Origin of the sequence: Saccharopolyspora gloriosae, assembly GCF_022828475.1 — a bacterium.
Taxonomy (GTDB): domain Bacteria; phylum Actinomycetota; class Actinomycetes; order Mycobacteriales; family Pseudonocardiaceae; genus Saccharopolyspora_C; species Saccharopolyspora_C gloriosae_A.
Genome location: NZ_CP059557.1, coordinates 4,571,886 through 4,584,418, shown reverse-complemented (window position 1 = coordinate 4,584,418; position 12,533 = coordinate 4,571,886). Strand labels below are relative to the sequence as shown.

Sequence of the window (12,533 nt, the reverse complement as noted above, 5' to 3'; positions counted from 1 at the left end):
CGGAGAGGCGAATCACCGCGAAGTAAGTGCGGTATGTCCATATTGTGGTCAATGTCCGCGATATGCGTCTTGGTGTGGCGAAAAGCCAATATCGGACCATTCGCGCAAGTGCGTGGAAAACTGGGCAGGGTGTTTTCCATTGGTCCGTTGGGGGGACTATGGTGCTCGTCGATATCTCACAGCGAGTAGCGGAGCAGTGCTCGGCCGTCCTGGGTGGGCGGCACTAAGCAGGTAAAGGGGTGTTCTCCTTGTCAGGGGCTGACTCGTCCGATGCGAAAGCGGACGAATATCCGGTTGAGGACGTGACGGTCACCGAGCCGAACGTAATTCGACGCGCGGTCGGTGCGGCCGCCATCGGCAACGTCACGGAGTGGTTCGACTTCGGCGTCTACTCCTACCTGGCCGTGAAGATCGAGAGCGTGTTCTTCACGGGACTCTCGCCGACGCTGGGCACGATCGCGACACTGGGGACCTTCACGGCGGCGTTCCTGGTGCGTCCGTTCGGCGGGATGTTCTTCGGGCCGCTGGGTGACCGGATCGGCAGGCAGAAGGTGCTGTCGCTGACCGTGATCATGATGGCGATCAGCACGTTCATCATCGGCATCCTGCCCGATTACCACGCCATCGGCGTCGCGGCGCCGATGTTGTTGTTGCTGGCCAGGCTGCTGCAGGGCTTCTCGACCGGTGGTGAGTACGGCGGCGCGATGGCGTTCATCGCCGAGTACGCCCCGGACCGCAGGCGCGGCTTCCTGTGCAGCTTCCTGGAGTTCGGCACGCTGACCGGCTACGCGCTCGGTGCGACGTTCGCGACGCTGCTGGAGGCCGTGCTCTCGGAGCAGGACCTGCTCAGCTGGGGCTGGCGCATCCCGTTCCTGATCGCGGGACCGATCGGCGGCGTCGGGCTGTACCTGCGGATGAAGCTGGAGGAGACGCCGGCGTTCGCGAAGATCGCCGCGGAGTCCGAGGGCCGCGAGGGGAACCAGACGCTGGGCGAGTTCCGCAAGATCTTCATCAGCCACTGGCCCGCGATGCTGGTCTGCGGCGGCGTCGTGCTGGCGTTCAACGTCACGAACTACATGCTCACCAGCTACATGCCGACGTACCTCACCCAGACGCTGCCGGAGCACGGGCACGCCGGTACCCACAGCGTGGTCTCCCAGGTGCTGCAGATCGTCGTGCTGCTGGTGTCGATGGTGCTGATCACGTTCGTCGGCAGGCTCAGCGACAAGATCGGCCGCAAGCCGATCTTGTACACGGGCTGCGCGCTGCTGGTGGTGCTGTCCATTCCGGCGATCATGCTGCTGAAGATCGGCGGCACGGTGGCGACCTTCGGCGGCCTGCTGCTGATGGGGTTGATGCTGTTGTGCTTCAACGCCACGTGCCCGTCGGTGCTGCCCGCGCTGTTCCCGACCGACATCCGCTACGGCGGGTTGTCGATCGCGTTCAACATCGCGGTGTCGCTGTTCGGTGGTACGACGGCGACGGTGGTGGCCAGCTTGATCGCCGCGACCGGCAACCTCGACATCCCCGCCTACTACCTGATGGCGGCCGGGGTGATCGGCGCGATCTCCGTGTACGCGATGAAGGAGTCCGCGGGCAAGCGGCTCCCCGGTTCACCGCCGGCCGCAGTGGACCACGAAGAGGCCAAGGAGCTGGCCGGCGCCAAGAAATAGCCTCCGCGCGTGGTTCGCGCAGCGGCTTCGCTGCCGGCGAGGCACGGATGACAAGTTCGGAATAGGCGAAACCCGCAGTCCTCGCCAGAGGGCTGCGGGTTTCGTCGTTGTGCGGGCGGGGAGCTCGCCCCGCCCGGGTTCGGTTCAGCGGGCGGTCGTGCGCAGGACCGAGCGGGTCCAGGCCGTGATGGCGCCCGCGATCGAGAACAGCCCGATGGCTTCGACCGACAGCGCGACGATGATGTGGTTCATCCGGATCTCCTGTGACAACGCGACGTGATCAATGTCCGGGAAACGTCGTGAGGCTGATCAAGGCTCCAACTGCCTCTCGTTGCCACTGCTCGACCTATCTCCCGCCCGGTGCATCGTCGCGCTCGACCTGTGTATTTCAAGCGCCCCGGAAGTCGATGTGTGAGTCGGGTCACGGTGCTTCGCGCACGCTCGGAGCGGGGTCGGATTCCTTGACCTCGCCTTTGATGTGCTCGTACGGTTATGCCGTCACAAACAAGCTGTGCCGTTTCGCGGCACGGATCGGCGGGCAACGATGACGTTCGCGCTGGAGAACCTGACCGTGCTCGACCTGACTCAGGTCATGGCCGGTCCCTACTGCTGCCAACTGCTCGGCGACCTCGGCGCCGACGTGATCAAGGTCGAACCGGTCGGTCGGGGAGACGCGACCCGTCAGGCGACCGGGCACCGATTGCCGAACGGCGAGAGCGCGGCCTTCCTCGCGGTGAACCGGAACAAGCGCGGCATCGCGCTGGACCTCAAGACCGAGGCCGGGCGAGAGGCCTTCTACCGGCTGGCCGACGAGGCCGACGTCGTGGTGGAGAGCTTCCGGCCGGGCGTGGCGGCCCGGCTCGGAGTGGACTACCCGACGCTGCGCGACCGCAACGAGCGGATCGTGTACGCCTCCATCTCCGGTTTCGGCCAGACCGGGCCGTACTCGCAGCGTGCGGGCTACGACCTGATCGCCCAGGCGATGTCGGGGATCATGAGCGTGACCGGGGACGCCGACGGTCCGCCGACCAAATCCGGCGTGCCGGTCGCGGATCTGTCCGCCGGATTGTTCTGCGCGGTCGGCATCCTCAGCGCCTGCCTGTCCCGCGAAAGCACCGGGCTCGGCCAGGCCGTGGACACGTCGCTCTACGACGCCGCGCTGGCGCTGTCGATCTGGGAGACCTCCGAGTTGTGGGCGACCGGCCGGGCGCCGGGAAGGCTGGGCTCGGCGCACCGGGTCAACGCGCCGTACGAGGCACTGCCCACCCGCGACGGTCACCTCACGATCGGCGCGAACAACGAAAGGCTGTGGCAACGGCTGTGCACCGTGCTGGAGCGGCCCGACCTCCCGGCCGACGAGCGGTTCACCACCAACACCGACCGGGTCCGCCACCGCGTCGAGCTCGCCGGTGAACTCGCTCGGACGCTGCGCACCCGGGACACCGAGGAGTGGGCGGAGCTGCTGCTGGCGGCGGGCGTCCCGGTCGGGCCGATCCGCGACTACGCGCAGTCCTGCGCCGACCCGCACACCCTGGCACGCGAGATGGTCCTGGAACTGGATCACCCGACCGAGGGCACGGTCCGCTCGTTGGGGGTCCCGGTGAAGCTCAGCGGGACCCCGGCGGATGTCCGCCGGGTCGCGCCGGGGTTGGGGGAGCACACCGACGAACTGCTGCGCGCCGCCGGCCGCACCGACGAGGAGATTCGCGCGCTGCGAGCCGAAGGAGCCGTCGAATGACCGGACACCTGCGCACCGAGTTCGCCGGGACCGTCGCCACCGCCACCTTCGACCGGCCCGCCGCGCGCAACGCGATGACCTGGCAGATGTACGAACAGCTAGCGGAGTTCTGCGACCGCGTCGCCGCCGATCCGCAGGTGCGGGTCGTGGTGTTGCGCGGGGCGGGCGGCAAGGCTTTCGTCGCGGGCACCGACATCGCCCAGTTCCGGGATTTCACCACCGCAGCCGACGGGCACGAGTACGAGCGCCGCATCGACGCGGTGGTGGATCAGGTGGAGCGGATCCAGGTGCCGACGGTCGCGGCGATCGACGGTTACGCCACCGGCGGCGGGCTCACCATCGCCGCCGCCTGCGATCTGCGGATTTGCTCGCAGGACGCGAAGTTCGGGCTGCCCATCGCCCGGACAGTCGGCAACTGCCTGTCGATGCGCAACTACGCCCGTCTGCTGAGCCTGATCGGAGCAGGGCGCACGATGCACCTGATCTGCACGGCCGGGTTCCTCGGCGCGGAACCGGCCGAACGCGCGGGCCTGGCTTCGGAAGTGCTGCCCAAGTCCGAATTGGACGGACGGGTGACCGAGCTCTGCGCGCAGCTCGCCGAGCAGGCGCCGTTGACGATGCGGGCGAGCAAGGAGGCGATCCGCAGACTGCGGGAGCACTCGCTGCCGCCGGGCGACGACCTCATCGAATCCTGTTACGGCAGCGAGGATTTCCGCGAAGGAGTGCGCGCGTTCACCGAGAAGCGCCGCCCGCAGTGGCGTGGCCGGTGATGAGCGATGGGTGGTTCAACGAGGATCCACCGCGGGCCGGTGCCCCAGCGTCGCGCTGACCCGCGCCGCGGCTTCGACGACCAGTGCGCCGTAGCGGTCCCGCAGTTCCGGTGTGATCCGGTCCGCCGGGGCCGAGATGGACAGGCCCGCGATCGGCTCGCCGCCGTCGTCGAAGATCGCCGCCGCCACCGCCGCGATGTCCGCGCGCCACTCCGCGAAGTTCGCCGCGAAGCCGAGCTCGGTCACCCGGTCCAGTTCGGCGGAGAACTCCGCCCAATCGACGATGGTGTTGTCGGTGTAGCGCGCCAGATCCTCGCCGACGATGCGGCGCACCGACTCGCGCGGCATCCCGGCGAGCATCGCCTTGCCGTTGGACGAACCGTGCAGCGGCACCGTGGTGCCCAGCGGCAGCACGGCACGGATCGGATGCTCGGTCTCGAGGCGTTCGATGAGCACGGCGTGATCGCCTTCGCGCACCATCAAGTGCGCGGTCTCGCCGGTCTCGCGGCGCAGTTCGTGCATGACCGCGGTGGCCGCGTCCCGCACGCCGATGTCGGCGACGGCGTGCTGGCCCACCTGGAACGCGCGGGTCGTGAGCACCCAGCGCGTCACATCCGCGCCGTCGGGGCAGATCCAGCCTGCCGTCCACAGTGTCCGCAGGGCGCGTTGCACGGTGCTCTTCGGCATCCGCAGCCTGCGGGCGAGTTCGCCGACTCCGGCCGGCTGGGTGTGCGCGACCTCTTCGAGCACCCGGAAAGCGGAGAGCACGGTGCGCATTCCTTCGCTCATTTCCGTAGTTTATCCGGTTCGGCCCGCCGAGCCGGTGCTCGGCGGGCCACCGGATCACAGCCAGCCGGGCAGGACGAACAGCAAGCAGGCCACGACGGGGCCGATGGCGATCATGCTCATGCCCCAGATCATCAGCTTCCGGAACACGCCGTCGCGCAACTCCGGCGGGGAGCCGGCGACGACGAGCGCGCCGCTGGTGGAGAACGGCGAGGAGTCCACCACCGACGAGGCCACGGTCAACGCGATGATCATGCCCATGACACCGACCTGGCCGGTGAGCAGGAACGGAACGGCGAGCGGGATGAGCGCGCCGAGGATGCCGGTGGTGGAGGCGAACGCGGACACCGCGGCCCCGATCAGGCAGATCACGAACGCCGCCAGCAGCGGAGCTCCGATGCCCGCCACCCCGTCGCCGAGGAACTCGATGGTGCCGACGCGTTCCATCATGCTCACGTACGTCACCACGCCGCAGATCAACAGCACCGTCGGCCAGGCCACCTGACCCACGCACGCCGTGGTGGAGCGCGGGAAGATCACGCACAGCACCGTGGCGATGCTCAGCGAGAGCAGGCCGACGTCGAATTCGAGCGCCAGTGCGCCGATGGCGAGCACGATCAATCCGGTCAACGTCAGCGCGCGTTGCGGGTTGAGCGTCGTCACTTCGGTGATGGTGGCGGTATCGGTGATCGTGGTGGTCCCGGAACCGCCGGACGGAACTTCCTCGATTCGGTCGTTCGGATCGGATTCCGTTTCGACTTTTCGGTGCAGCAGTTCGCGTCCGCCGAAGAGGAAGAAGACGACCACGCTGAGTGCCAGGTTGAACACGAATTGGCTGCCCCAGAGGAGCAGTGGATTTCCAGGAAGCCCGCTGCGTTCGACGACGCCGTTGGTGATGCTGCCGAAAATGCTGATGGGCGAGAAACCGCCCGCGGTGGCGCCGTTGATGATGAGCAGCCCCATCAGCATCGGGTTGATCCGGTAGCGCGCGGCGAAGCTCAGCCCGATCGGAGCCATGATCGCCACGGCGCCGGGCACCACCGCGCCGACCATGGTCAACAAGCTTGTGACCAGGAACATCACCCAGGGTACGAGTGCGATTCGCCCGCGCACCGCGCGGACTCCGGCTTGGATGAGCCAGTCCACGGTGCCGTTGCTCTTGGCGATCGCGAACAGCAGAGTGACGCCGACGAGCACCGCGAAGAGATCTCCGGGAAATCCGGCGAACAGATCGTCGGCGCTGTCGTGTATCAGGAATGTGCCTACCAGGAATGTTCCGAGAAATGCCACGGCTCCCATGTTCACCGAGCGCAACGTGGCGATGAGGAATATGAGGACGAGGCCGATGATGGACCAGATCTGTACGGACATGTGACTCCTCGATTCGAGGCGGTCGTCGGCTCGGGGAGGGAGCGGAATCGAATTCCGTGATGCGAGATCACTATCTCGTCGCCGGGGAAGTATGACCCCGGACACAATTGAAGGTCAAGCGTTCTGAATAGACCAGGAGAGATTCCGATGGCGCAGCCGATCGGCCGGCACTTCCTGCAAATTCCCGGCCCCACGAACGTTCCGGATCGCATTCTTCGCGCGATGTCCGCGCCCACCATCGACCACCGCGGACCGGAATTCGCGGCCCTCGCCCGCGAGGTGCTGAGCGCGGTGCGGCCGGTGTTCGGCACCACCGGACCGGTGCTGATCTACCCGTCCTCCGGCACCGGCGCGTGGGAGGCGGCGCTGGTGAACACGCTCAGCCCCGGTGACCGCGTGCTCGCCTTCGAGACCGGCCACTTCGCGACCCTGTGGCAGGAGATGGCCGAGAGCCTGGGGCTGCGGGTGGACTTCGTGCCGGGCGACTGGCGCCACGGCGTCGACCCGGAGGTGGTGCGGGAGCGACTGGCGGCCGACTCGCAGCACGAGATCAAGGCCGTGTGCGCCGTGCACAACGAGACTTCCACGGCGGTGACCAGTCGCATCAGCGACGTGCGCCGAGCGATCGACGAGACGCAGCATCCGGCGTTGCTGCTGGTCGACACGATCTCGTCGCTGGGTTCGGTGGACTTCCGCCACGACGAGTGGGGCGTCGACGTGACGATCTCCTGCTCCCAGAAGGGCCTGATGCTGCCGCCCGGCCTCGGCTTCAACGCGATCAGCGAGAAGGCCCTGCGCGCAAGCGAATCCGCGACGTTGCCCCGGTCCTACTGGGACTGGGGGCCGATCCTGTCCGCGAACGAACGGGGCTTCTTCCACAGCACCCCGGCGACGAACCTGCTCTACGGCCTGCTCGAAGCGCTGCGAATGCTCGACGAGGAGGGCCTTCCGGAGGTGTTCCGGCGGCACCGGCGCCACAGCGAGGCGACCCGCGCGGCGGTGCGCGGATGGGGCCTGGAGACGTTGTGCCTCGACGAACGCGAGCACTCCCCGGCGCTGACGGCGGTGCTGCTGCCGGAAGGCCACGACGCCGACGCGTTCCGCCGCCTGGTGCTGGAGCGGTTCAACATGTCGCTGGGCGCGGGGCTCGGGAAGGTCGCGGGCACCGTGTTCCGCATCGGCCACCTCGGGCACTTCAACGACGTGTCGCTGGCCGGGACGCTCGCCGGAGTGCAGATAGGCCTGGAACTGGCGGGCGTCCCGATCGACCAGGGCGGCATCACCGCGGCCCTGCGGGTGCTGGAGGAGGCGTGATGAGCGACCTGGAACGGCGGCTGAAAGCGGACCTGTCCGGTGAGGTCGAGTTCGACGACTACACCCGGCACCTGTTCTCCCGCGACGCCAGCATGTACGCGATCACGCCGCTGGGCGTGGTGTTCCCGCGCGACGCCGACGATGTGGCGGCGACGGTGGCGGCCGCGGCCGAGCACGGCGTCCCGGTGGTGCCGCGCGGCGCCGGGACGAGCCTGGCAGGCCAGACCGTCGGCCCCGGAATCGTCCTCGACATGTCGCGCCACCTGCATCGAATCGTCGAACTGGACCCGGAGTCCAGGACCGCGCGGGTGCAGCCGGGCGTGGTGCAGGACCAGCTCAACCGGGCCGCCGCCCCGCACGGGCTGATGTTCGGACCGGACACCTCCACCAGCAACCGCGCCACGCTCGGCGGCATGATCGGCAACAACTCGGCGGGCAGCGGTTCGGTCCGCCACGGCATGACGATCGATCACGTCCGAGAACTCGACGTGGTGCTCTCGGACGCCTCGACGGCCAGGTTCGGTCCCGTCGAGGACGATGAGCGGCGGCGGCGGGCAGCGGGCACGACCCTGGAAGCGCGGCTGTACCGGGAACTTCCGCGCATCGTCGCCGACGAGCAGGACGCGATCTCCCGTGGTTTTCCCGAATTCTGGCGCCGAGCGGGCGGCTACCGCCTGGACCGGCTGGCGGATCCGACGCCGTTCGACCTCGCCGAGTTCGTCGTGGGATCGGAAGGAACCCTGGTGGTGGCCACCGGAGCTCTGGTGAACCTGGTGCCGAAGCCGCGCACCACGGTCATCGCCGTCGGCCACTTCACCTCGACGCAGGCCGCGATCGCCGCCACCGACGACGCGTTGTCCTGCGACCCGTCCGGCGTGGAGCTGATGGACCGCACCATCCTCGACCTGTCGCGCGAACGCATCGAGTACGCCTCGCTCGGCACCATCCTGGAAGGCGATCCGGACGCGCTGCTGTTCGTCAGCTTCACCGGCGACGACGAGGCGGAACTGGTGGCGCGGCTGCGGCGGCTCACCGCGCTGTGGCGCAAGCACGGGCACGGCTACCACACGCTGGAGGCGGTGACTCCGCAGCAGCAGTCGGCGTTGCTGAAGGTCCGCAAGTCCAGCCTGGGCCTGCTGATGGCGGCGGGTGAGGGAACGCGCCGGCCGCTGGCGTTCGTGGAGGACACCGCCGTCGACCCCAAACACCTGTCGGAGTACACGGCGAAGTTCGCGAAGATCCTCGACCGCCACGACATGAAAGCCGGCTTCTACGGCCACTGCTCGGTCGGTTGCCTGCACATCCGGCCGTTCGTGGACCTGGCACAGCCCAGCGAAGTGGCGAAGATGCGGGCCGTCGCCGAGGAAGTGAAATCACTGGTCAGCGAGTACGGCGGGGTGAACTCCAGCGAACACGGCGACGGCCTGGCGCGCAGCGAGTTCAACCGGGAGCTGTTCGGCGAGGAGCTCTACGCGGCGATGTGCCGGGTGAAGCGGCTGTTCGACCCGGCGGACACCCTGAACCCCGGAAAGATCGTGGAAGCGCCCCCCATGACCGATCACCTGCGCGACGCCGAGCAGCCGGTGCCCGGACCGTTCCGCACCCGGCTGTCGTTCGAGGTGGTCGGCGGCATGCGCGGCGCGGCGGACCGGTGCATGAACATCGGGCTGTGCCGCAAAAGCCAGAGCGGCGTGATGTGCCCGTCCTACATGGCGACGACCAAGGAACAGGACGCCACCCGCGGCCGGGCGAACGCCCTGGTGAAGGCACTGTCCGAACCGGACCCGAAGCGGGCGCTGGGCGACGAGCGGCTGCACGAAGTGCTGGACCTGTGCCTGATGTGCAAGGCGTGCAAGAGCGAATGCCCGCTGGGCGTGGACATGGCGAAGCTCAAGAGCGAAACCCTGTCGCACTACCACGACGAGCACGGGGTGCCGCTGCGGTCGCGGATCTTCGGGTCCATCCGGTCGCTGAACCGGCTGGGCGCCGCCACGGCTCCGCTATCGAACCTGCCGGGCCGGATACCGTTGCTGCGCAAGCTGATGCGGCGTGCGCTCGGCATCACCGAGCATCGTCCGCTGCCGCGTTTCCAGCGGCGCCACCTCGGCTCGTGGTTCCGCAAGCGCCGCGTCCCGCAGCGGGCGTCGCGGGGACCGATCCTGTTCCTCGCGGACTCGTTCACCACCTACACCGAACCGGCGATCGGCCGGGCGGCGGTGGAGCTGCTGGAACGCGCGGGTTACGAGGTGCGGCTGGTCGACGAGGGCTGCTGCGGGCGGTCCAGCCTGTCCAAGGGCCTCGTCGACGATGCGAAGGCCAAGGCGCGCGACCTGGTGTCGCGGCTCGCCGGTTCGGACGCTCCGATCGTCGGCTGCGAACCGTCCTGCGTGCTCACCTTGCGCGACGAGACGTTGTCGCTGCTGCCGGACGACCAGGCGGCCCGCGACGTCGCAGGGAGGGTGCGCCAGATCGAGGAGGTGCTGTCCGAGGCCATCGACGCGGGCGACCTGGAACTGTCCGAGCAGACCTGGCCCGCACGGCGGCGCGTGCTGTTCCACGGGCACTGCCACCAGAAAGCGGAGGCCGGAACGGCCGCCACGGTCGGCCTGCTGCGGCGCATCCCCGGCGCGGAGGTCGAAGAGGTCGACGCCGGATGCTGCGGCATGGCCGGCTCGTTCGGCTTCGAAGCCGAACACTACGAGACGTCGATGACCGTCGGCGCGGACCGGCTTTTCCCCGCGGTGAAGGCGGAACCGGCCACCTCGATCATCGCCGCCACCGGCGTCTCGTGCCGCCAGCAGATCGCCCACGGCACTCCCCGCGAAGCCCACCACCCACTGGAGCTCCTCCACGCTTCGCTTGGGGGTCTTCGGGGTGATCTGGCTTGGGTGGTCGGGTAGCGGAACCTCAGTGAGCCTCTCGCTGCGGGATCTTTTTCCCTAGTGGCTCCGCCACGAGGGAAAAAGCTGTCCTCGCGAGAGGCTCACTGAGAACCCGCCGGTGGTCGTTTTTTGGACGTGGGCTATGTGCTTCGCACATACAGGCACGGCTTCGCCGCAGGGTTCGGCTTCGCCGCAAGGCACGGCTATTGCCGCAGGGCACGGCTTCGCCGCGAAGCTTGGTTGTCGTCGGAAGGCTCGGCATTCGGGCGTAAGGGTTCGGCTTCGCCGCTGGCAAAAGGGAAAGGTGATCAGTTCGGGCGCTAGGCTGATCGAGTGAAGGGTGAGTGTTTTGATCCGCACCCCGGACAGCGGTGCGACGCTGGGGGTCGGGCTGTATCCGCAATCGTTCCTGGGGGAGTGACCGTGTCGAGCGAAGCACGCGTGGTCGATGGGCTCGGCTCGTGAACGGGGACATGCTGGATCCCGACGCCGCCCGTGAACGGCTCGCGGCCTGGCGGGAGCGGGCCGAACAGGTGGCCGCCAACACCCAGGCGATGAGCGAGCGGATCAACGAGGTCAAGGTCAGCGCGTCGGATCCGCAGGGGTTGGCCGAGGTCACGGTCGACTCCACCGGTTCGCTGGTGGACCTCCGCTTGACCGACGAGATCAAGCGCAAGGCCCCGGCCGTCGTCGCGCAGGCCGTGATGACCGCGCTGGGCTCGGCCCGCAATCAGGCCGCGGATCGCTCGCAGGAGATCGTCACCGACACCCTCGGTGCCGATTCCGCGGCGGGACGGGAGATCGCGCAACGACTCGGCGACCGGTTGCGCAGCGGCCCCGCCCCCGAACCCGCGGCGCCCGAGCGGCGCCCGCGGGACGACGATGAGGACTACGACGTGACCTCGGACTTCCGGAGCTGATCATGGGTGACGGATTCAACGTCGACGCGGAACGACTGCGCGCGCACGCGAGCAAGGTCGAGGCGATCCAGGAGCGTTTCGGCGCGGTGAAGTCGGCCAGCGGGAACATCGCGCAGGACGACCAGGCCTACGGCGTGCTGTGCTCGTGGATCTCCGGAATCTTGGAAGGCAGGCACATTAAGCAGGACGAGCTGCTGGCGTTCGTCGAGGAGAACCTGACGCAGGCGGCGGAGGGGTTGCGCGCCACCGCCGACGACTACGACCGCCGCGAGGACGAGCACGGCGAGAACCTGCGGGCCGCCGGAGGTGGCCTGTGAGCGAGGATTCGCTGGTAGCACCCGTCGAGTCGACGCAGAAGGCGTGGAGCGGGGCGAGCACGGCCGACAGCGTCGAGGGTCTGGTCACCTCGATCCAGAGCGGAGACTGGACCAGCGGCGTGCTGGCAGGCGTCGGAGTCGGGCTGGAAGTCGCCTCCGCCGTGCTGGACCCGTTCGGCACCTTGCTGTCCAACGGCCTGGGCTGGGCGATGGAGCACTTCGAGCCGCTGCGGGAGATGCTCGACGAACTCACCGGCATGCCCGACGTCGTCACCTCCCACGCCAACACGTGGACGAACATGGCCACGGAACTGGCTTCGATGTCCGAGGACCTGAAGGCGGACCTGGAACGGGACCTGCCCGGCTGGGAAGGCCAGGCCGCCGACGCCTACCGCACCATGATGGGCGCGAACGTGGACGCCATCGGCGGGCTGGGCGCGACGTCCGCCGCGATGGCCGCCGCCACCGAAGGCGCGGGCGGTCTGGTGCAGATGACCCGCGACATGGTGCGGGACCTGATCGCGGACCTGGTGGCGCGCGTCATCGTGTGGGCCGCGGAGGCGATCTTCGTGGTGACCATCCCCGTCGTGGCCGCGCAGATCGCGTCCGCCGTGGTCAAGTGGGTCGGGAAGATCACCGGCTACATCGGCGACCTGATCGACAGCTTGACCAACCTCACCAAGCTCGTCGACGGGTGAGGCGGCGGGGCGGAGGGAGCTCTCCAGCCCCGCGCACAGCAGCGGCTCCTGGGGGAACCGTTGC

Annotated in this window: 10 protein-coding genes; 8 read left to right on the top strand and 2 right to left on the bottom strand. The window is 68.4% G+C overall.

The window, feature by feature from the left end; genetic code table 11:
• The first annotated feature begins 248 nt into the window (after positions 1–248).
• The 3 genes from H2Q94_RS19840 (at position 249) to H2Q94_RS19830 (ending at position 4,181) form a co-directional block, all read left to right on the top strand.
• Complete coding sequence (locus H2Q94_RS19840; RefSeq protein ID WP_243788703.1) at positions 249–1,673, top strand: MFS transporter; 1,425 nt, start codon at positions 249–251, stop codon at positions 1,671–1,673.
• A gap of 544 nt (positions 1,674–2,217) precedes the next feature.
• Entirely contained in the window at positions 2,218–3,411 is a 1,194-nt protein-coding gene (locus H2Q94_RS19835) for a CaiB/BaiF CoA transferase family protein (protein ID WP_243788702.1), read from the top strand.
• A complete protein-coding gene (locus H2Q94_RS19830; protein WP_243788701.1) occupies positions 3,408–4,181 on the top strand; it encodes an enoyl-CoA hydratase/isomerase family protein in 774 nt (257 codons plus the stop codon). The genes H2Q94_RS19835 and H2Q94_RS19830 overlap by 4 nt, the downstream gene beginning before the upstream one ends.
• A 15-nt stretch (positions 4,182–4,196) precedes the next feature.
• Here the strand turns inward: H2Q94_RS19830 and H2Q94_RS19825 are convergent, their stop codons facing one another.
• Both H2Q94_RS19825 and H2Q94_RS19820 read right to left on the bottom strand, forming a co-directional pair.
• Entirely contained in the window at positions 4,197–4,970 is a 774-nt protein-coding gene (locus H2Q94_RS19825; protein WP_243788700.1) for an IclR family transcriptional regulator, read from the bottom strand.
• 54 nt (positions 4,971–5,024) lie between these two features.
• Complete coding sequence (locus H2Q94_RS19820; RefSeq protein WP_243788699.1) at positions 5,025–6,338, bottom strand: SLC13 family permease; 1,314 nt, start codon at positions 6,336–6,338, stop codon at positions 5,025–5,027.
• A 147-nt stretch (positions 6,339–6,485) separates the two neighbouring features.
• Here H2Q94_RS19820 and H2Q94_RS19815 point away from each other — a divergent pair, with 147 nt between their 5' ends.
• The 5 genes from H2Q94_RS19815 to H2Q94_RS19795 all read left to right on the top strand — a co-directional run bounded on the left by H2Q94_RS19815 (position 6,486) and on the right by H2Q94_RS19795 (position 12,469).
• Positions 6,486–7,652, top strand: coding sequence for a pyridoxal-phosphate-dependent aminotransferase family protein (locus tag H2Q94_RS19815; protein WP_243788698.1), 1,167 nt, complete (start codon positions 6,486–6,488; stop codon positions 7,650–7,652).
• Positions 7,652–10,552 carry an FAD-binding and (Fe-S)-binding domain-containing protein gene (locus H2Q94_RS19810; protein WP_243788697.1) on the top strand — a complete coding sequence of 967 codons (2,901 nt, stop codon included), beginning with the start codon at positions 7,652–7,654 and terminating at the stop codon, positions 10,550–10,552. Before H2Q94_RS19815 ends, H2Q94_RS19810 begins: the two co-directional genes overlap by 1 nt.
• Positions 10,553–10,995: 443 nt before the next feature.
• Positions 10,996–11,454 carry a YbaB/EbfC family nucleoid-associated protein gene (locus H2Q94_RS19805; RefSeq protein WP_243788696.1) on the top strand — a complete coding sequence of 153 codons (459 nt, stop codon included), beginning with the start codon at positions 10,996–10,998 and terminating at the stop codon, positions 11,452–11,454.
• 2 nt (positions 11,455–11,456) lie between these two features.
• On the top strand, positions 11,457–11,771 hold the full coding sequence (locus tag H2Q94_RS19800; protein WP_243788695.1) for a type VII secretion target: 315 nt from the start codon (positions 11,457–11,459) through the stop codon (positions 11,769–11,771).
• Positions 11,768–12,469, top strand: coding sequence for a WXG100 family type VII secretion target (locus H2Q94_RS19795; RefSeq protein ID WP_243788694.1), 702 nt, complete (start codon positions 11,768–11,770; stop codon positions 12,467–12,469). Before H2Q94_RS19800 ends, H2Q94_RS19795 begins: the two co-directional genes overlap by 4 nt.
• Positions 12,470–12,533: the final 64 nt, after the last annotated feature.

Coding starts and splice junctions, on each gene's coding strand:
- H2Q94_RS19815 (WP_243788698.1), top strand. CDS start 6,486: ATGGCGCAGCCGATCGGCCGGCACTTCCTGCAAATTCCCGGCCCCACG.
- H2Q94_RS19810 (WP_243788697.1), top strand. CDS start 7,652: ATGAGCGACCTGGAACGGCGGCTGAAAGCGGACCTGTCCGGTGAGGTC.
- H2Q94_RS19800 (WP_243788695.1), top strand. CDS start 11,457: ATGGGTGACGGATTCAACGTCGACGCGGAACGACTGCGCGCGCACGCG.
- H2Q94_RS19830 (WP_243788701.1), top strand. CDS start 3,408: ATGACCGGACACCTGCGCACCGAGTTCGCCGGGACCGTCGCCACCGCC.
- H2Q94_RS19820 (WP_243788699.1), bottom strand. CDS start 6,338: ATGTCCGTACAGATCTGGTCCATCATCGGCCTCGTCCTCATATTCCTC.
- H2Q94_RS19825 (WP_243788700.1), bottom strand. CDS start 4,970: ATGAGCGAAGGAATGCGCACCGTGCTCTCCGCTTTCCGGGTGCTCGAA.
- H2Q94_RS19835 (WP_243788702.1), top strand. CDS start 2,218: ATGACGTTCGCGCTGGAGAACCTGACCGTGCTCGACCTGACTCAGGTC.